This window comes from Agrobacterium sp. K11, assembly GCF_059429395.1.
On the sequence record NZ_JCAHRB010000011.1, the window covers coordinates 130565 to 150313 of the forward strand.

The following is a 19749-nucleotide window of genomic DNA, read 5'->3' on the forward strand; positions in this document are numbered from 1 at the left end:
TTTTCTTCTTTTCAGGCAAGGTTTAAGCGCGCGTCTTTTAAGAGCGTCCCAATACCCAGGGTGGCAATAACACCAATTCTGAATATGTTTCGTTAATAAACCGTGGGTTCCATGCTCCCTTTACTTGTATTGGCGAGGATTTGAGTATGGCAAATCCGCCGGCGTCTCGCTTCTCATCGGAAGCCGCCATGGTCAATGCAAGCCGGCCTTTGCCAAGAAGATGGCGGGCAATTGCCGAAATGTGCCTCTGGGCGACTTGTCTGTCCTCGCAATAGATGAGGCGGGCGGAGGGCAGCCTTTTGGTTATGGTTTTTAAAAACACCAGCGGATAATGGCTGCCATCCGCCTCCATGACTGCCACGATGCAGCCGAAACGCGCATGATCTTCCAGCATGTCGCGCGTGGCGGCAGACAGCGTGCCCTGCGGCACTTCGGCAAGCGGGCGCAGCCGCGCCCTGGCCGGGCCGAATGCCTTTAAAGGCAGGGGATAAAAAAGCGTGCAATTCGTCACCGTTGTGAACCCCAGTCTCTCGTTCAGCTTGCAGGCTTCTGGAGACGGGGTGAGATCGGTGAAGATGTCTTCTTCGGAGGATGTCGCCATTTGCAGCATACGCGGTGCAAACCAGCGGCTGGAAGGTTCGACATACCAGCTGGACAGGTTGACGACTGTCCTGCCGGTCTCGGCCAGGCGGCTTCGGATCGTCAGAAGAACGCCAACGGCATCGTCGCCCTTCATCAGCAATTGCCCGATGGGGCCGAGATCCTGCCGCTGATGATGGTCGCTTATAAGGGACACGCCGAGCGCCCAGAAAGCCTCGCTCTTTTCCGGAAAACCTTTCGCCAGAAGTGCAACGGCAGCGACGCGGTTTCCGTTGTCGATCGGTACGGTTTTCAGAGGTCGCTCCCGCTATCTGGCGTCGTTTCGGGCAGGGAGGGATTTTTCAACTCCACCGCGCAATATCGGCATACGACGATAGATTTACCGTCCCGTTAATCGGCACGGCTGTAAGCGGAAAGGTCGGTCAATTCATATGGCAGACGCGCGGTGCGCGCCTGCCATTTTGTCAGCCGATCAATAGACCACGACGCCGCGGATGCTCTCGCCCTTGTGCATCAGGTCAAAGCCCTTGTTGATGTCTTCGAGCGGCATCGTGTGGGTGATCATCGGATCGATCTGGATCTTGCCTTCCATGTACCAGTCGACGATCTTCGGTACGTCGGTGCGGCCACGCGCGCCGCCGAAGGCCGTGCCCATCCAGTTGCGGCCGGTGACCAGCTGGAACGGACGCGTGGAGATTTCCTGGCCCGCACCGGCAACGCCGATGATGACAGACTTGCCCCAGCCGCGATGCGAAGATTCCAGCGCCTGGCGCATGACCTTGGTATTGCCGGTGCAGTCGAACGTATAATCCGCACCGCCGATCAGGTCGCCATTACGCTTCGTCATGTTGACGAGATAGGGCACGATGTCGTCGCCCACTTCCTTCGGGTTGACGAAGTGGGTCATGCCGAACTTCTCGCCCCAGGCCTTGCGGTCATTGTTGATATCGACACCGATGATCATGTCAGCGCCGGCAAGACGCAGGCCTTGCAGAACGTTGAGACCAATGCCGCCGAGACCGAAGACGATTGCCGTCGAGCCGATCTCCACCTTGGCGGTGTTGATGACGGCGCCGATGCCGGTCGTCACACCACAGCCGATGTAGCAGACCTTGTCGAAGGGCGCATCGGGATTGATCTTGGCAAGAGCGATCTCGGGCAGGACGGTGAAGTTCGAGAAGGTCGAGCAGCCCATATAGTGGTGGATCTTGTCCTTGCCGATCGAGAAGCGCGAGGTGCCGTCGGGCATCACGCCCTGGCCCTGGGTGGCGCGGATGGAGGTGCAGAGATTGGTCTTGCGCGATGTGCAGGAATAGCACTCGCGGCATTCCGGCGTGTAAAGCGGGATGACATGATCGCCCTTCTTGACCGAGGTGACGCCGGGACCGACATCAACGACGATGCCTGCACCCTCATGGCCGAGGATGGCCGGAAACAGACCTTCGGGATCGGCACCGGAGAGGGTGAAATCATCGGTGTGGCAGATACCTGTCGCCTTGACCTCGACCAGCACTTCGCCAGCGCGGGGACCTTCGAGTTGAACGGTCATGACCTCAAGCGGTTTTCCTGCCTGAATGGCAACTGCGGCGCGAACGTCCATATTCTATCTCCTGGCATGGTCTCGTGATTGGAAAGGGCTGTTTTGCCCGAGCTTGGCGGCAGGGGCAAGGTACAAATCCGTCTTGCCGTATTCAAAAGACGGCAATGCCCGTCACACCTGTGAGGAATTTGCGCATCGTCGCGGGCCTGCCATCAGGGCAATGTTTCGCGTTGTCTTTATATGGTTTACTTCAACTATTCTAAATTATGAATACGTGATTTAAGTGTATGTTTTTACATATATTTTTCGGAATAAAGGTGACCATTAATTTACAAATTTGGTGTTTATACCACAATATAGAATTTCGAATGGAGCATAACCCGCAGTCGGCGCTGTATTTCGGCGGCTGTTATTAGTTTTTGCATCTCTTGCTTGCAAGTGGTTCGGCTCATTTGCCGCGTGCCGCCATGATCGCGGTACATCAGCCTTTGCTGAGTTTGTTTGCTGCTGCCCCAATATTCCCTCCGGCTGTGGCGTTGTGTCTGTCCGGATGCGTGGAGGGAAACTAGGCGATTTATTTTAAGGCGGGTGATAGCCAATTTCATGAAACGGCATTTTCAAATGTTGAATTTTAAGACAAAACTGGACGGTCTGGCGGAGATTTTCGGGGCGTTTTTGCACGACCGAAGGGCCAGTTTCGCCATTATGACGGCGTTGCTGTTGCCGGTTTTCCTGCTTTTTTTCGGGTTTCTTTTCGAAGGCGGCCGGGCTTTGGCATATTTTAGCCAGTCGAAGCGGGTGGTTGCACAGGCATGTGAGCGTTCGACAAAACCGACGCGCACGAACGTACCCCTGGATGAGGTGCGCCGTAAAAACGTGCTCGACACGTTCGACGCACTGATACGTTCCACCAAACAAGATGTGGTCAGTCGCGATGTTAAAATCGACTGGCTGACGACGGATATAGACGCAAAGTTCAGCTACAAAACCGTGTTCAGTGGCATGTTCGGGGCGGAAAAACTTGACTATCAGCTGTCGTACCGTTGTGGCGGTATACCGCCTTATCCACATGACGGTGAGGTCGTTGTCAACAACACCTTCGAAAAGACGCTGAACGGCACGGAACGTATGCTGAAAAACGGCAGAACCGCCAAAACACCCAACGGCTGCTGGGGTGTTTATACCTATGCCGAACTGGGATGGGATGGCGGTACGGGGCCGGGCATCGAACTTCAGGATTGGAGCAATGCGGATTGCCGGAAGAACCATGGCTGGCAGGGCTACGGGGATCAGGAAAAGGAGAAGGAGACAAGCGCCGGGATGACATGCACCCCAAAGTCACAGGCCACTCTTCCCAATGAAAACAACGATTCGAAAAACGGCAGCAAGGCGCAACCGGATGGCAAGGACGCCTTGAATTCCGAGCAGGGGCAGCAGTGCACTACAGAAGAGAAGAGCAACACGCCCTCGATGCGCAACGGCCAAAATGAGCGAATACCGCCAACCCGCTACGCTGTCGAACTTGACAGTCACTGGGAAGGGCAAAAAAGACGCGACGCCAACAGCTCGATCTTCAAATATGTGGAAATGCATCCCGGCAAATACGAAATCTCGGTCTGGTACAACGGGCGAAACCAAAATTACGAAGGCTCGAACGACATCGATATTTCGCTGCAGGTGTTGCGGCCCCAAATGGGTGTAGAGAAAAAAATTATCCAGATGAGCCAGAAGGCGAATGAAATTCGATGGGAGCGCCGAAGCTACGAGGTCACTGTCGATACTTATTCGCTATACAAGCTGTCGATCGCCGCCGCTGGAACGAGCGACAGTCTGGGTGGCATCATAACGGCATTCGAGGTCACTTATCTTGACTCGTTTTAAGATATCGCATCGTGACTTCCCCAGTCTCATCCGGTCGCTTGCCACGGATATCCGTGCGGCTACCGCCGTAGAGTTCGGTTTGCTTTTGCCGGTCTATCTCCTGCTGATCTTCGGTATCATCGAAGTTAGTCTCGTGCTTTTCTTCAGCCTCAATATGTCGACGGCGGCCACTGCCGGGACTGAATATCTGCGCAAGGCGGCGGCTGGCCGAACGTCCGTCACCGCGGCGGAGTTCAGGCAGGTTATTGCCTCGAATTTCCTGCTCGCGACAACTGAAGATGATCTGAAAATATCGCTCATTGCCATTGCTGATGCCAACCTTGCTACTACACCGGTGACATTTCCGGTCGAGAACAAATTCGAGGCGCCAAGCAAGGCCGCCGGGCAATATCTTCTGGCGCTGGGGTATGACTGGAAATTCATTCTTCCCACCACCCATCTGCTCGTTCCCAGTTCCGGGGGCAAGCCGCAATTGCAAAATCTCTCTCTGGCGATCACCGCGGTTCGGGTGACGGAATGATTGGTAAGAGATTGAAATATCTATCCATCTCGCTGATAAGTTCGCGCTCTGGCGTTGCCGCGGTGGAATTAGCGCTATTGATGCCTTTGCTCATTCTAGTACTGGCGATGGTGATCGAAATCGGGCGTGGCTGGATGAGCTATGACCGTTTCGTAACAGTTGTGGACAATACGGCCCGTTGGTCGGCCCGATTTCCGGAATTTGAGGAACGCGTCAGGACGGGCGTCAAATCCTTTGTCATGGCTGCCGGGCGCCCGCTCGAATCTGAAAAGCTTGATCTGACGCTCAGAAGCGCCAAGCTTGTGGGTGGGGTCGCCGTGACCGAGTTCGCCCCATACAATTTTTTTGGCAACGCCGAAAACGTGAAGTGGGACAAGATATTGACGCAAGGAAACTTCAAGACCGAAGAAGCGGTAATCGTAATTTCGGGGCGTTACAAATACCGCCCGCTCATTTCGTTGCTGGGCAATACGGATATCGAGTTCGAATACGTGACGGCGGTAAACCCGTATTTCTCCCGACACTACAAATATCAGAAGGGAAAGTCGGACTGGCTTTTCTGGAATGTTCGCTGACGGCATTGGTCAGGGGCTTCACCCTAGCCAATGCCGTGGCGTTTCAGCGATAATGATCGGTGACGGTTTCTAGGGTGACTTCGCCCCCGTTCAACCACGTCGCACAATCCCTCAACGCCCGCGCTGCAACGAGCTGGCGTTTCATGATTGTCTTGTCCTTGCCGCGAAAACGTTTCACGCCTTCCGGCTTGACGATGGAGCCTGGCTCCAGTTCTGGGAAGAGGCCGAAATTGATGTTCATCGGCTGGAAGGAACGTTTGCCCGGCTCATCATTCGAGGAAAGATGCCCGCCGGTGATGTGGTTGAGAAGTGAGCCGAGGGCTGTCGTTGCGGGCGGCAGGCTCGGGGTCTTGCCTTTCCGTTCGGCGGCAGCGAAACGGCCGGCCAGAAGTCCGACGGAGGCGCTTTCCACATACCCTTCGCAGCCGGTGATCTGGCCTGCAAAACGCAGGTCAGGCCGGGATTTCAGCTTCAGCGAAGGATCGAGCAGGACGGGGGAATCGATATAGGTATTGCGGTGCAGGCCGCCCAAACGGGCGAATTCCGCATTTTCGAGACCCGGGATCATGCGAAATACATCCGCCTGCGCGCCGTATTTCAGTTTGGTCTGGAAACCCACCATGTTGTAAAGCGTGCCGAGCGCATTGTCCTGGCGAAGCTGGACCACGGCATAGGCCTTGACGGTGGGGTTGTGGGCGTTGGTCAGGCCCATCGGTTTCATAGGGCCGTGGCGCAGCGTCTGGCGGCCGCGTTCAGCCATGATCTCGATTGGCAGGCAGCCGTCGAAATAGGGTGTGCCTTCCCATTCCTTGAAACCCACCGTGTCGCCGGCGATCAGCGCGTCGATGAAGGCGTTGTATTGTTCCTCGTCCATCGGGCAGTTGATGTAATCCTTGCCCGTGCCGCCGGGGCCAACCTTGTCGTAACGCGACTGGTACCAGCAGATATCCATGTTGATGCTGTCGCGGTGCACGATGGGGGCAATGGCGTCAAAGAATGCCAGGGCATCCTCACCCGTCTCGGCCTGAACCGCCGCCGCCAGATCCGGCGAGGTGAGCGGGCCGGTGGCGATGATGCTGCTGCCCCATTCCTTCGGCGGCAGGCCGGAAACCTCTTCGCGCAGGATCGTCACCAGTGGGTGACTTTCGAGTCGGTCTGTTACGGTCTGAGAAAATCCGTCGCGATCGACGGCAAGCGCGCCGCCGGCAGGCACCTGATGCCTGTCGGCGCAGGCCATGATCAACGAGCCGGCAAGCCGCATTTCCGCATGGATGACGCCCACTGCATTGGCGGTCGCATCGTCGGAGCGGAAGGAGTTGGAACAGACCAGTTCCGCCAGCGTATCGCCCTTGTGCGCTTCCGTGCCGCGCACGCCGCGCATTTCGTGCAGGATGACTGGAACGCCGCTTTCAGCGATCTGCCAGGCGGCTTCCGAACCGGCCAGTCCGCCGCCCACGACGTGAATGGGAGAATAGGTCTTGTCTTGCATGCTGGCGCCCATAGGCCGCGTGGGGGCAAAAGCTCCCCTCCGGCGGCTGTCTTTCGAGTGATTGTTCCGCGCGGGTCCCGAAGGACGCGTTTTTCAGGGCGATGCACTACCATGCATGGCTGCGACAGCCAAATGTTTTTGCGGGTGGCACGATTGGGGCGGAGGGAATGTGGTCTCTATGCTTGTAAGCCAAAAATCTCCGGCGAATACCGCCAGAATCAAAAACGGCGCCAGAGGCGCCGCTTTCTTTTACCTGTCGCTCAATCGTCGCGCCCTGGAGGTCGGGCAGCGGGACGATCTTTTACGCCTTAGCGGAACGAACGGGAAGCTACGTTACGGATGTCGTAACGTGTCAGGCCGATGTCGCTCAGGGCTTGGTTGGACAGGCTGCCAAGTTCGTTGATCGTGCGACGGTAGGAGATCCAGTTCTTTGCGATGCGGATAGGGTTCATGATCGTTTCCTCAATCTTTCTTTGATTTCGTCGGCCGGCTCAGTGTTTCTGTGCTCTCGGCTGTTGAGGTTTTATATATAGACATTGAGCCATGTTGTGCAGTGCAGAATTTAGGCGACTGCCATGCATTTGTGCACTATGTCGGCTAAATTTGCGGCTTTGACTACCGCATGAGCAAAATATGAGCGGAAATGCCTGTCTTTCGGGCGGTTTTGAAGGGGGTTGCGGCCATTGGCGGTGTTAGACCGGCTTTTTGCTCCCCTCAGCGGTGCTTGAAGGGTGTTGGGGCTCTCAAGACATGCCGGATGCAGCCGCCTAATCGATGCATTTTTCATCTGTTTGTCACGCGCACATGCCGGTGGGCGGCGCGGCTCGATCCCGAGAGGGTGCCAGAACGAAAAAAAGGCCGGAGGCGGGAGCCTCTGGCCTTTTGGGAGGGTCGTCTCGCATCCGCCGCTTCAAGCAGCGGAGCGTATTAGATGCCGACGGCGGTGCGTGCGACGCGACGGATGTCCTGACGGCCAATGCCGAGGTCACTCAGTTCGCGGTCGGTCATGCGGCCGAGTTCGGTTACTGTCTGACGATACTTGCGCCAGTTGGTGAGCGAGCGTGTAATGTTCATTGTAATCTTCCTCTTCGTGCTGTCCAGCGTTTCCGGCCCGTCTTGGGAGGATTAGGCTCGGGGCTGAACTCGATCTCTGTATGACCATGAATATAATCGGTTTAATAAAAACAAAAACAGACAAAGCAAGATGCCACCTATGCATGAAACGCAAAGCAAGCCGGTAAATGACCCCAATTGCGGCGGCTAATGCATAATTTGTGACCAATTTGTGTGCTTTTAGTGAACTTGGCGGCATCTGTCGCTGCCAAGCCGTGCGGTTCGGCTGAATACAAGGGGTCGGGCAGGGCAGAGGCAAGGATGGGGATGCAAAGGTCGTTCGTATAAGGGATTCGGCTGGAAGCGCGCATTCTCGTAAAATGACGGGCGGCATGTCCTATATATAATGTCATGTAGCCGCATAAATGTTGCGCGTTTTTCCTGTCGGAACATGTGAAGCCGGACGGGAAAGAGGGAGACGGCGTGCGCAGTTTTGCGGCCCCTCGTGTCATCGTCTGCGGGCGCGCCGTTCCCTTTCATGCGGGCACGAAACGGCAAGAACGTACCGGCCGGCTTTTGCGGCTGGGGCGGGGACCCAAGAAAAGTCCGGGCGAAACGGGACGCGGCGATAAGGCGTGCTTGACCCTTCCAGAACATTGTGACATACCGCCGCCCAACGTGCGGGTATGGCGGAATTGGTAGACGCATTGGTTTTAGGTACCAACGCTTCGGCGTGGGAGTTCGAGTCTCTCTACCCGCACCACAAGTAAAGCATGGCTGTGCCACGCTTGTGCCAGAGTGCATCCTTAGTGATGCAGGGAGCTTTGGGGTTCATCATCCCCTTAGCGCCCCTGTCTCCGGCGCGAGCGCAATTTTGTCCGGCAGGCGCTTGTGTGAAGAAATAATGGAAGCCACGGCCGGGGAACGACGTTTCCGGCGCAGTGCTCGAAAGTAAACCAACGGCTGTCTGAGCACCGCCGCCATGATGTGAAGGTTTGAGAAAATGCAGGTTATCGAAACGCTGGCTGAAGGCCTGAAGCGCGAACTCAAGGTCGTTATCCCGGCTGCCGACATGAAGGCCCGTCTGGACGAGCGCCTGGTTGACGCCAAGGACAAGGTTCGCATCAACGGTTTCCGTCCCGGCAAGGTGCCGATGGGCCATCTGAAGAAGATGTATGGCAAGTCCATCATGGCCGACCTCGTCAACGAGCTGGTTCGTGAAAAGCCTTCCGAAATCCTTTCCAGCCGCGGTGAGAAGTCTGCAACGCAGCCGGCCATCTCCATGACCGAAGACGAGCAGGAAGCCGAAAAGATCCTTTCGGCTGAAACCGATTTCGAATTCACCGTTGCCTACGAAATCATTCCGGCCATCGAACTGAAGGCCAATGACGGCATCAAGGTTACCCGCGAAGTTGTTGAAGTCTCCGAAGACGAAATCAACGAGCAGATCCTCAAGATCGCTGAGAGCGCCCGTACCTTTGAAGCCAAGAAGGGCAAGGCCGCCGAAGGCGACCGCGTCACCATGAACTATCTCGGCAAGGTTGACGGCGAAGCCTTCGATGGCGGCGCTGCTGAAGACGCTGAACTGGTTCTCGGTTCTGGTCGCTTCATCCCCGGCTTCGAAGACCAGCTCGTTGGCGTCAAGGCCGGCGACGAAAAGACCATCACCGTGACTTTCCCGGCTGACTACCCGGCTGCGAACCTCGCAGGCAAGGAAGCCAACTTCGACATCACCGTCAAGGAAGTCGCTGCTGCCGCTGCTGTTGAAATCAACGACGAACTGGCGGAAAAGCTCGGTCTCGAATCGGCTGAAAAGCTGAAGGAAATCGTTCGCGGCCAGATCGAAAGCCAGTACGGCAACGTAACCCGCCAGAAGGTCAAGCGTCAGATTCTCGACCAGCTCGACGAAATGTACAAGTTCGACACGCCGGCTGGCCTCGTCGATGCCGAATTCGACAACATCTGGCGCCAGATCAACACCGATCTTGCCCAGTCCGGCAAGACCTTCGCTGACGAAGACACCACGGAAGAAGAAGCCCGCGAAGAATATCGCAAGCTTGCTGAGCGCCGCGTTCGTCTCGGTCTCGTTCTCTCCGAAATCGGCGAAAAGGCCGGCGTCGAAGTGACCGAAGAAGAAATGCAGCGCGCGCTGTTCCAGCAGCTGCAGCAGTTCCCCGGCCAGCAGAAGGAAATCCTCGATTTCTTCCGCAACACCCCCGGCGCTTCCGCTTCGCTGCGCGCTCCGATCTTCGAAGAAAAGGTCATCGACAAGCTGCTCACGGAAATCTCGGTAACGGACAAGACCGTTTCCAAGGAAGAGCTTCTGGCTGACGACGGCGAAGAAGCAACGGAAACCAAGAAGAAGGCGCCTGCCAAGAAAAAGACTGCTGCCAAGGCTGACGACGCCTCTGAAGGCGAAGAAGCCGCTCCGAAGAAGAAGGCTCCGGCCAAGAAGAAGGCCACTGAGGCCGACGCCGAATAATCTTGGCGGGCGAAAGCTGAATGAATGGAAGGGCCGTGGCGAAAGCTGCGGCCTTTTTTTGTTTCGTCTGCGCGATGCGGTCCATCCGCCTTGCGCGGTGGTCAGCGGGCCCAAACCGCGCCGCTGACCGATCTCGCCTGTTAAAATTGCTCCCGGCTATCGCTTCTGGGATCATTATTCACCTGATGAGGCGCATATAGATCGCTACGGGCTTTTCGCCGCCATGGTCGTGCGGGATTTTCACGATCGATAGCAATGTCTGCTATTGCGATAGCCGGTAAACCGTTCATCGGGCATTGCGCCACCCAACGGCCATCCGGTGCGGCGATTCCCGAGGGAGCAGCTGTACTCTGAGCCGCCAAGGTGGAATAGCTGGCCCAATAGGTGTTGCTCACCGCATGCCCCAATATTTCGGCTGCAAATGCCGGGGCATTGGACGGGCCATCACCTGCGGTGGAAAACAGCACGCAATCGACGTTCAGCTTCTCGTATTCCATGAATATTTCTGGGTAGTGCGCCTCCATGCCGAGCGCGCAACCAAAACGGAAGCCATCGATTTCAAACGTCACCGGTACAGTTCCCGGCGAGTACATGAACGAGATTTTGGTGTTCGACAGCAGGCGCTCATCGTAGCGAGTTATAAGCTTCCCGCGATCGGAGATGACGTACAGGCTGTTATACGGTCGATGTGGCGGAGTAAGCTGATGGACGGACCCGAGAATCGTCCAAAGCTTCAGCCTTCGCGCCAGTTTTCTGCTCGCTTCCAGTTCTCTGCGCAGAGTTTCCCATTCAAAGCGCGTCCAGTCGGAAGGCCCGATTTCTCTCGGCCCAGTTTCGGACATGATGCGTTTATTGGGCCAGCACGTTGCCCCTTCCGGGAAATGGATGAGACGGGCGCCGGCCTTATGGGCATCGCACATGAGGCGACGTATTTCTTGCCCGGCTGCTTTCAGTGCCGAAACCATACGAGGGTCGTCGACCAGCGACGTTTGCGCGACAGCCATTCGTAAAGAAGGGCTAACTGGCATGTCGGGAGTTCGGCGGATATGCTTGAGCGCCGCCGTATAGGACTCGCCGGTTTTCGCTGCACGAGCTCTTACGCGGCGTTTGAAATTATTATTTTGCGTCATGATCTGGCCTTTCACGTCCCGGACGCGATTCCCCAGCAACCCGCCCGAAACGATCGGACCAAGACAGTAGCCTGAGACAACGACAGTCCCTTTGCCTCCGTTCAAGACCATGCTGGGGAAGGTCTGGGAGGTTAGGCGCAGGCTTCGCCTTTTTTTCACTATCAGTGGGAAAACGTTGAGTCGTCAAGCTACCGCAATTTCGCGTTACATGAACCGGAGAATTCGACACTCCGACATCTTCACGTCTTTCTCGAATATTATCTTCAGAAGGCATGACAGGGCGTTGGGCAGTCGCGGCGATGGGCAGAAGAAATTATTTGATCGAGGGTGTCTCCGGGGCTGGTAAAACCTCGGTTGCAACGGAACTTCAGCAACGCGGCTTTCATGTGATTCACGGCGACCGTGAACTGGCTTACAAAGGCGACCCCGAAACGGGCGAACCCATGGATGTCGCGCTGTTTCAGGACGACGACACAAAGATCGCCTTCCGTCACCGACATCATATCTGGAATGTCGAAAAAGTTCGGCAGCTTGTGGCTGATCAAGAGCACGCCGTCACCTTCTTCTGTGGCGGATCGAGAAATTTTCGACGCTTTGTAGATCTGTTCGATGAGGTCTTCATTCTGGATATCGATGCAGCGACCTTACAAAGACGGCTGGCTGCCAGGCCGGAGGATGAGTTCGGTGGCAATCTGGCCGAAAGACAATTTGTCCTGCAACTTCACGCAACGAAAGAAGACCTTCCTGTCGGTGCATCTGCCATTGATTCATCGAGGGCTTTGGGAGTGGTGGTGGATGATATTCTGGCGCGTTGCGTTGTTCCGAAGGCAGGAAATTAACACGCTGCGCTTCCCGTCACCTTCGTTTTGATCACAATGCAGTGCAGCATGATTTTTTGCTGCATCTGCTCTTGTTCATCTCCGGTTCATCTGGCACCCTGCGCAGCATGATTTGCCTTGGCTGCCTGTGCAGCCGTCAAGGAAACATGTGCCGCCAACGCGCGGCTGTCATCGCTGCCAAAACCTTTGGCCTTAAGCTTTTACCGTGCCTGCCGGGTTCACCCGGTGCGCCCTTAATTTGCCAGGGGACAAGATATGTCGCCACGAACGGGCTTCGCCCTGTTGTTTTCTCTGTTCGCCGCGATTGGCACCAACGCCCATGCCGATGAGGCTGGTTTGATCTGGAAGCCGGTCAAGAATTCCGATCGTTCCTATACGGCGCGTATCGGTGCGAAGCTGCCGGTCGAGACGCCGATCCGGGCGGGGCTGGAAATGGGCATGAATGCCTCCAGGACGGGGCAGGTGGTGGATACGCCAGTAAGGTTGTGGGGCAATGTCACGCTTTTGGCGGAGCAGCTGCCCGGCGTGTCGCTTGCCCGTGATGTCGGTGTCCTCTTCAACGCGTTGACGGGGTCGAGCAGCGTTTCCATGACGTCGCGACAGAAACGCATTGTTACGCCGGAACTGGATATCGAGGCCAACCGCAATTTCACGGTGCGTTATGACGGCACGGCGCAGCAATGGAACGGCCTGGACGTATCGCAGTCGCTGCGCCTTTCCCGCTCGGAAACCGGCACGGCCTTCGTGCTGACGGGGGCAAGCCGCAACAGCTTTAACGAGTTCAGCAGCGGCGTCGCCGTGGAGCAGAAGATCGGCGATCACCTGACAGTGCGCGGAACGCTCGATCAGGGATATGCGGATCATTTTCGGCCGGGTGTGAGTGCGCGGTATAGTATTCGATGGTGAGGGGCGTCACCGGTTATCGTATGGATGAGCAGAAAGTGATGGACGTTCTTGCGTCGCATTCGGCGTCATCCTTGGGCTTGTCCCATGGATCTAATCATGTCGCATAAAATCGCGACGTTGCAGAGGCTCGGGACAGGCCCGAGCATGACGGAGGAGAGGTTTGCGCACATTACAAACGATCTCCACCCGCAACAGCCAACCTCAATCCTTCTTCAGCTCACCCATGCGGTTCCACGCGTCGAGACCGGCAATCTTGTAGGCTTCGGCAAGCGTGGGGTAGTTGAAGGTGTTCTCTACGAAATACTCCACCGTACCCTTCAGGTTCAGCACCGCCTGGCCGATATGCACCAGTTCGGTGGCACCTTCGCCGACGATGTGGACGCCGAGCAGACGGCGGGTTTTCAGCGAGAAGATCATCTTCAGCAACCCGCTGTCGAGACCCATGATATGGCCGCGTGAGGTTTCGCGGAAATGGGCGATGCCGCATTCATAGGGAATGTGGCGTTCAGTGACTTCTTCTTCCGTCAGGCCGCAGGTGGAGATTTCCGGAACGGCATAGATGCCGTAAGGGAAGAACTGCGGCGGTTCACCGGCCGGTGCGCCGACCGCGTGGCGGGCGGCGATACGGCCCTGTTCCATCGAGGTGGAGGCGAGGCTTGGAAAACCGATGATATCGCCGGCGGCGTAAATGTTCGGCACTGTTGTCTGGAAGGTCTCGGGATTGACCTTCAGGCGGCCGCGGCTGTCGGCTTCCAGCCCACAGGCGGAAAGATTGAGCGTATCGGTTGCGCCGACGCGTCCGGCGGCGAACAACACCGTCTCGGCTTTAAGGACGCGGCCGTTGCTGAGCGAAACGAGGCATTTGCCGCTGTCGTCGCGCTCCACCTTTTCCGCTTTCTGTCCGAAGATCAGCTTCATGTTACGGTCGCGCAACTGATAGGTGAAGTCCTCGACGATTTCCTTGTCGATGAATTCCAGCATGGTTTCGCGCGGTTCCACCACCGTTACCTGCGTGTCGAGCGCACTGAAGATCGTGGCATATTCGATGCCGATGACGCCCGCGCCGACAACGACCATGGAGCGCGGCAGTTCCTTGATCTCGAGTATCTCGTCCGAGTCGAGCACTGCTGCGCCGTCGAAGGGAATATGCGGTGGCCGGTAGGGCCGCGTGCCGATGGCGAGCAGAATGGAAGCGCCGGTGACGTTCATGACTTCACCGTCGTTCTTCACCACCTTCACCGTGTTGGCATCGACGAAGCTTGCCGTGCCGCGGATGTGCTGCACGCGGTTGCGGGCGAACTGGTGTTCCAGCACCTCGACCTCGTGGTCGAGCGTGATCAGCAGGCGGCGGCGCAGATCGTCCGCGTCGATCTCCTGCTTGACGCGGTAGGAGCGGCCATAAAAACCGCGTTCGCGCCAGCCGGTGAGATTGAGCGCGGTTTCGCGCAATGTCTTGGAAGGGATGGTACCTGTGTGCACCGAAACGCCGCCGACGCGGCTGCCCTTCTCGATGACCAGAACCCTCTTTTCGAGCTTGGCGGCCTGGATGGCGGCGCGTCTTCCCGCCGGACCGCTGCCGATAACAATCAGATCGAACTGGTACATGAAAACCCCGGAACAGAATGTATTGCAATGACCGGATGTCGCATCCGGGATGGCGCTGCCGCGAAATGGTCGTGATGCCATTTTGACCAGGGGAAGTGATTCCCTTGTCAGCCTTGCACACAAGAGTGCAATGCAACAAACGCCTGCGTCAATCTGTAGCGCAATAATCTGACGGATTCGTAACCGTTTTGTCCGCGTGTCGTTTTGCGACGCAAAGATGCGCCTTTGCGCCCGGCACGGCCTTCGCCGTCGGGTTTTCGTGGTTTCAGACGGGTTGTGCCCGGTCACGCGCTGATTGGGGTTGGAGTGGGCGGATGCTTGCGCGACCGGGCCTTTCCAGAAAGCCGTATTTCGCAAGAGGCAGTGCACGGCCTTTTGCGAAATGGTCCTGTCACCATGAACGTGCCACCGTTCCCACCACCAGGACCGTCCTTCGGTTTACGCCACGTCTGGCGTCTACCCGGCAGGACTGCAGTCAAGATAACAGGGTAAGGCGGGGCGGGGAAAAGCGGGGATGGATTTTCGCGCGCCGGTTCTTTCTCGTCAGTCTTCTTTCCGGGTCACATGGCGGTGAAGGGCAGCGAGGTCCTGCCTGAGTGCTGCCAGTTCGGCCAGTACCTTCACGTCGATCTTTTCGTGCAGAGACAGCACCTCAAGCTCGGCTTTCAGGTTCACCTCATAATCCTTGGCGGCCTCGAAACGGTCACGAGCGGCCTGCCGGTTCTGCGACATCATGATGATCGGCGCCTGAATGGCCGCGAGCATGGAGAGCAGAAGATTGAGGAAGATGAAGGGGTAGGGGTCGAAGGCCCGCGTCGTCAGCACGATGGTGTTGATGATTGCCCAGAACACCAGGAAAAAGCAGAAGCTGAGGATAAATCCCCAGGAGCCGCCAACCCTTGCAATGCTGTCGGCCAGCCTGTCGCCCAGGTTTGCCCCGGCGGAAAATTCCGCATTGGTGTCGGTCGAGACCAGCTTTTTCTGGTGCGACAGTTCCAGAATACGACGCTCGACCTCGCCGATTTCCCGGGAGGAGCGCTTGAAGTGCGAAACGATATAGTCGGAGATGTCTGACACGGTGCTTCTCGTGGTGCTGATGGTTCGTTACGGCCCTGTCGAGATAAACCCGCATGGCAATGGAATTCAAACGATTTCCGCTGCCATGCCGTTTAGGCATCCAGCCCCATCAGACGGAGGGTGTAGCGTCATTTACCCAGTTGAAGCCGGGGAAGAAGCGCTCTCGGCCATATTGCTCGCCGAACATCATGTCGAATTGCAGCAGGCGATAATTGCGCACCACGTCCGGAATGGAATTGGGTGAAATCGACCAGTCGGGCAGGGCCTTGCCATCCGTTGCCACCAGCATATGCCGGTCGACGACGGAAAACGCATCCTGCACTTCGCCCAAAGTCCCCGTATAGAAGGGGTCTGAGAAACCGGCTGTTTTCAGTACGTGATAGGGCAACAGCGCCGGGCTGATGGTGCCGATATTCTTGCGCACGCCTGTCTTCGAGGACCAGACGACGAGCGGCGTCTCGTGTTCCTTTTTCATGACTTCCAGCGGCGCGCGGCGGCTGGCCACCATGCCCGGCATGTAGCCGCTTTCCACGAATGTCTGGCCAAGCGGCGGCAGGTGATCGCCGAAGAGCACGATGATGGTTTCGCGCTCGCGCTTTTTTGCCCAGCGCATCAGCTTCAGAAGGGCGTCGTCGGCCTCCGCCACGCCCTGCGCATAGGTACCAAGCGCCTGCGATGCGGAAGCGGAAAGATCGCCCTCTACGCCGATGGTGTCGCTGGCATAACGGCCCGCCTCGTAAGGTCCGTGTCCCTGGAGGGTGACGGCGAAGAGGAAGAGCGGGTTGCGCGCATCGTCCGCGGCCACCATGATCTGGTCCATCAGCGCGTCGTCGGAGGCGAAGTTGCCGCGCTTTTCCATGGGCGGCAATGTCTCTTCCGAGCGGAACTCCTCGAAGCCGAAATTCCTGTAGACTTCCTTGCGGTTCCAGAACCATTCCTGAAACGGATGCATGGCGATGGCCGAATACCCTTCGCCACGGAAGAAGCTGGCAAGCGAGGGCACCGGGCGGCGGATATATTGCTGGTAGGGAATGCTGCCATAGGGCAGGAAGGCGTTGGAAAAGCCGGTCAGCGCCTCGAATTCCACATTCGCCGTCATGCCGCCGAATTCCGGCGAGAACACGTTGCCGGATTGCTTGGCGCGGATGTTGGGCATCGGATCGGCAGAGAGCTTCACGTTTTCAAGCCGTGTCGGATCCCAAAGCGATTCGCTCATCAACATGATGACATCAGGGTAATCGCCCGTGTTGGCGGCAAAGGCGGCGGGTTCCGAGGTCAGGTCTGCGATGCTGTTTTCGCCGTAACCCTGCGGCGCCGAGACGTTGGCCATGGGAATATTGAAGGCAAAGGCCATCAGGAAACCGTTATGGCGGTAATTCTCCTGTTGATCCCACATCATGGGGATGATGTTGAGACGATCGCGCACCCACGAATAATGCGAATAGTCCATGAGCGAGGCGAGGCCGGCCAGAAGCGGCAGCGCCAGCACAAGACCTGCGGCGCGTTCGCGCCAGCTCAAGCCCGGCGAATAACGCCGCGCCAGCAGCCACAGGGTGGAAAGGGCCGCAACCGTGGCGCAAAGGCCAAGGCCGACCAGCACGGCCGTCAGCGGCTGGGCTTTCAGCATGGTGGGCAGAAGCTCGAGGATCTGCCGGCCGAACAGCAGGTCGGAGGGATAAAGCGGATCGGAGAGATAGGTCTGTTTCTGCGCGGAAATCAGCCCTGTCAGCGCGCAAAGCGGCGCAACGGCGATGAGCGACAGGTAACGGCGGCCGAGGATGGAATCCAGCGCTACGAGCAGCAGCAGCACGGCGGCGATGGTGGTCATGCCGGGGCGGGCGGATGAGGTGAGGAAGGTGCCGACATCAACTAGCGAACCGCGGGCGATCCATTCCAGCGCGACGACAAGCACGACCGACGAAAACGTCAGATTGGCAAGCGTGTAGGCCTTGCCCGAAAGCTTGGAAAGGCTCCGCGTCCATGCAGGCGAAAAGACAAAATCAGCCTTTTCGGAAGCCGTTGTTTTTGGCGCCGAATTTCTCAAACTCATACTCCGGTATTACGAGGCAACACCGCGCAATTCGGGGAGGTGAATCGGGGCGTCGCAAAACTGTCATGTAACTGTCACATAAGCGCGATGAACGCGACATGAACTTTGCGGAGTGTGGCCGGTGCGGTGATAACCTTAGCGTGAATGCCGGTTGCGGCTTCATCCTATCAAGGTGGTGCGGCATGCAATTGCCGCGTTGCGGAGCGGGCACGGGCGCGGTATTGAAAAGCCATGAGCGACAGACACGACATCAAAAACCATCTTCGAATTGCCGTCGGGCAGTTCAATCCGACTGTTGGCGACGTGGCGGGCAATCTCGCCAGGGCGCGCGAAGCACGGGCCGATGCGGCGACGCAGGGTGCCGATCTCCTGCTTCTGACCGAGCTGTTCATATCCGGCTATCCGCCGGAAGACCTGGTATTGAAGCCGGCTTTTCTGAAAGCGTGCCTGAAGGCCGTGGAAGAACTGGCGGCGGAAACCGCCGATGGCGGGCCGGGCGTCGTCATCGGTTTTCCGCGTCAGGGCGAAACGGGCCGGCACAATTCGGTTGCGCTTCTGGATGGCGGCAAGATCATCGCGCTGCGTGACAAGATCGACCTGCCGAATTACGGCGAGTTCGATGAAAAGCGTGTTTTCGCCGAAGGTTCGATCTCCGGTCCTTATAATTTCCGCGGTGTCAGGATCGGCATTCCGATCTGCGAGGAAATCTGGAACGATATGGGTGTGTGCGAAACGCTTGCCGAAAGCGGGGCGGAAATCCTGTTGGTGCCGAATGGTTCGCCCTATTATCGCGGCAAGCTGGATGTGCGCCATCAGGTGGCGCTGAAGCAAGTAATCGAAAGCGGCTTGCCGCTGGTCTTCGCCAATCAGCTTGGCGGGCAGGACGAGCTGGTTTTCGACGGCGCGAGCTTCGGTTTCAATGCCGACAAGACCCTTGCCTTCCAGATGAGCCAGTTCGAGGCGACCCTTGCCGTCACCGATTGGAAACGCACCGCAGAAGGCTGGCGCTGCGAGAGCGGTCCTTTCTCGAAAATCCCTGAAGGCGAGGAGGCGGATTACCGCGCCTGCATGCTGGGCTTTCGCGATTACGTCAACAAGAACGGCTTCAAGAGCGTTGTTCTCGGCCTTTCCGGCGGTATCGATTCGGCGATCTGCGCTGCGCTCGCTGTTGATGCGCTGGGCGAAGAACGGGTGCGCTGCATCATGCTGCCCTATCGTTACACCTCCGAGGATTCGCTAAAGGACGCAGCCGATTGCGCCAGGGCGCTTGGCTGCCGTTACGATATCGTGCCCATTGCCGAACCGGTGGATGGGTTCCTTTCGGCGCTTTCGGAAATGTTCGAAGGCACGGAAGAAGGCATTACCGAAGAAAACCTGCAGAGCCGTACACGCGGCACCATTCTCATGGCCGTTTCCAACAAGTTCGGCTCGATGGTGGTGACAACAGGCAACAAGTCGGAAATGTCGGTGGGGTATGCGACGCTTTATGGCGACATGAATGGCGGTTTCAATCCCATCAAGGACCTCTACAAGATGCAGGTCTACGCCATCTCCAGCTGGCGCAATTCCCATGTGCCGCCGGGCGCGCTCGGGCCATCCGGCGAAGTGATCCCCGCCAATATCATCTCCAAGGCGCCATCCGCCGAATTGCGACCCAACCAGACAGACCAGGATTCGCTGCCGCCCTATCCGGTGCTGGACGATATTCTGGAGTGCCTGGTGGAAAAGGAAATGTCGGTCGAGGAAATCCTCGCGCGTGGCCATGATATCGCGACGGTGCACCGGATCGAGCATCTGCTCTATCTCGCCGAATACAAACGCCGCCAATCCGCGCCCGGGGTGAAGATCACCAAGAAGAACTTCGGCCGCGATCGCCGTTATCCGATTACCAACCGTTTCAGGGACAGGTAGTCGAAGGAGGGCATGGGGGAGCTTGCTGGACCCCGAATCTAGTTCGGGGTGACGGAGTGCGGATGCTGCGGCTTCGCCATATATCGATGGC

16 protein-coding genes and 1 tRNA gene are annotated in these 19749 nt (G+C 57.4%); 8 read left to right on the top strand and 9 right to left on the bottom strand.

The features are described 5' to 3' along the window. Positions 1-37 precede the first annotated feature (37 nt). Positions 38-796, bottom strand: coding sequence for a hypothetical protein (locus AC5SEO_RS20485; RefSeq protein ID WP_162714049.1), 759 nt, complete (start codon positions 794-796; stop codon positions 38-40). A 276-nt stretch (positions 797-1072) separates the two neighbouring features. After that, the gene (locus tag AC5SEO_RS20490; protein WP_013636254.1) at positions 1073-2200 is read right to left on the bottom strand and encodes an S-(hydroxymethyl)glutathione dehydrogenase/class III alcohol dehydrogenase; all 1128 of its coding nucleotides are present in this window, start codon (positions 2198-2200) and stop codon (positions 1073-1075) included. Positions 2201-2743: 543 nt separating this feature from the next. On the opposite strand from AC5SEO_RS20490, the gene AC5SEO_RS20495 reads away from it, so the two are divergent. From AC5SEO_RS20495 to AC5SEO_RS20505, 3 genes are read left to right on the top strand one after another with little or no spacing between them, the layout of a single operon-like run. After that, complete coding sequence (locus AC5SEO_RS20495; RefSeq protein WP_236771217.1) at positions 2744-4021, top strand: pilus assembly protein; 1278 nt, start codon at positions 2744-2746, stop codon at positions 4019-4021. Beyond that, complete coding sequence (locus AC5SEO_RS20500; protein ID WP_003515522.1) at positions 4008-4541, top strand: TadE/TadG family type IV pilus assembly protein; 534 nt, start codon at positions 4008-4010, stop codon at positions 4539-4541. The genes AC5SEO_RS20495 and AC5SEO_RS20500 overlap by 14 nt, the downstream gene beginning before the upstream one ends. Continuing rightward, positions 4538-5116, top strand: a complete 579-nt coding sequence (locus AC5SEO_RS20505) for a TadE/TadG family type IV pilus assembly protein (RefSeq protein ID WP_013636251.1) — start codon at positions 4538-4540, stop codon at positions 5114-5116. Before AC5SEO_RS20500 ends, AC5SEO_RS20505 begins: the two co-directional genes overlap by 4 nt. 43 nt (positions 5117-5159) lie before the next feature. Here AC5SEO_RS20505 and trmFO read toward each other — a convergent pair whose 3' ends face one another. The 3 genes from trmFO to AC5SEO_RS20520 all read right to left on the bottom strand — a co-directional run bounded on the left by trmFO (position 5160) and on the right by AC5SEO_RS20520 (position 7679). Then, the gene (gene trmFO, locus AC5SEO_RS20510) at positions 5160-6617 is read right to left on the bottom strand and encodes a methylenetetrahydrofolate--tRNA-(uracil(54)-C(5))-methyltransferase (FADH(2)-oxidizing) TrmFO (protein ID WP_174068387.1); all 1458 of its coding nucleotides are present in this window, start codon (positions 6615-6617) and stop codon (positions 5160-5162) included. A 296-nt stretch (positions 6618-6913) separates the two neighbouring features. Next, positions 6914-7057, bottom strand: coding sequence for a DUF1127 domain-containing protein (locus AC5SEO_RS20515; RefSeq protein ID WP_003515516.1), 144 nt, complete (start codon positions 7055-7057; stop codon positions 6914-6916). 475 nt (positions 7058-7532) lie between these two features. Then, positions 7533-7679: a DUF1127 domain-containing protein gene (locus tag AC5SEO_RS20520; RefSeq protein WP_013636249.1), complete on the bottom strand. Its 147-nt coding sequence runs from the start codon at positions 7677-7679 to the stop codon at positions 7533-7535. 659 nt (positions 7680-8338) lie between these two features. Between AC5SEO_RS20520 and AC5SEO_RS20525 the strand changes: the two genes are divergently transcribed. Together AC5SEO_RS20525 and tig are read left to right on the top strand one after the other, a co-directional pair. Continuing rightward, positions 8339-8421 (top strand) — tRNA-Leu (locus AC5SEO_RS20525). A gap of 240 nt (positions 8422-8661) precedes the next feature. Further along, positions 8662-10140, top strand: a complete 1479-nt coding sequence (gene tig, locus AC5SEO_RS20530; protein WP_174068386.1) for a trigger factor — start codon at positions 8662-8664, stop codon at positions 10138-10140. Positions 10141-10280: 140 nt separating this feature from the next. Here the strand turns inward: tig and AC5SEO_RS20535 are convergent, their stop codons facing one another. Then, entirely contained in the window at positions 10281-11270 is a 990-nt protein-coding gene (locus tag AC5SEO_RS20535) for a carbon-nitrogen hydrolase family protein (RefSeq protein WP_111799599.1), read from the bottom strand. Positions 11271-11569: 299 nt separating this feature from the next. On the opposite strand from AC5SEO_RS20535, the gene AC5SEO_RS20540 reads away from it, so the two are divergent. Both AC5SEO_RS20540 and AC5SEO_RS20545 read left to right on the top strand, forming a co-directional pair. After that, positions 11570-12109 carry an AAA family ATPase gene (locus tag AC5SEO_RS20540; protein WP_174068385.1) on the top strand — a complete coding sequence of 180 codons (540 nt, stop codon included), beginning with the start codon at positions 11570-11572 and terminating at the stop codon, positions 12107-12109. Positions 12110-12364: 255 nt separating this feature from the next. After that, a complete protein-coding gene (locus AC5SEO_RS20545; protein ID WP_003515508.1) occupies positions 12365-13015 on the top strand; it encodes a hypothetical protein in 651 nt (216 codons plus the stop codon). Between the two features lie 201 nt (positions 13016-13216). Here the strand turns inward: AC5SEO_RS20545 and sthA are convergent, their stop codons facing one another. From sthA to AC5SEO_RS20560, 3 genes are all read right to left on the bottom strand, one after another. Next, the gene (gene sthA / locus AC5SEO_RS20550; protein ID WP_003515506.1) at positions 13217-14620 is read right to left on the bottom strand and encodes a Si-specific NAD(P)(+) transhydrogenase; all 1404 of its coding nucleotides are present in this window, start codon (positions 14618-14620) and stop codon (positions 13217-13219) included. Between the two features lie 543 nt (positions 14621-15163). Continuing rightward, a complete protein-coding gene (locus tag AC5SEO_RS20555; protein WP_003515504.1) occupies positions 15164-15697 on the bottom strand; it encodes a DUF1003 domain-containing protein in 534 nt (177 codons plus the stop codon). A 109-nt stretch (positions 15698-15806) separates the two neighbouring features. Then, complete coding sequence (locus AC5SEO_RS20560) at positions 15807-17747, bottom strand: LTA synthase family protein (RefSeq protein ID WP_162692071.1); 1941 nt, start codon at positions 17745-17747, stop codon at positions 15807-15809. A 231-nt stretch (positions 17748-17978) separates the two neighbouring features. Here AC5SEO_RS20560 and AC5SEO_RS20565 point away from each other — a divergent pair, with 231 nt between their 5' ends. Beyond that, entirely contained in the window at positions 17979-19658 is a 1680-nt protein-coding gene (locus tag AC5SEO_RS20565; protein WP_013636243.1) for an NAD+ synthase, read from the top strand. Positions 19659-19749 lie beyond the last annotated feature (91 nt).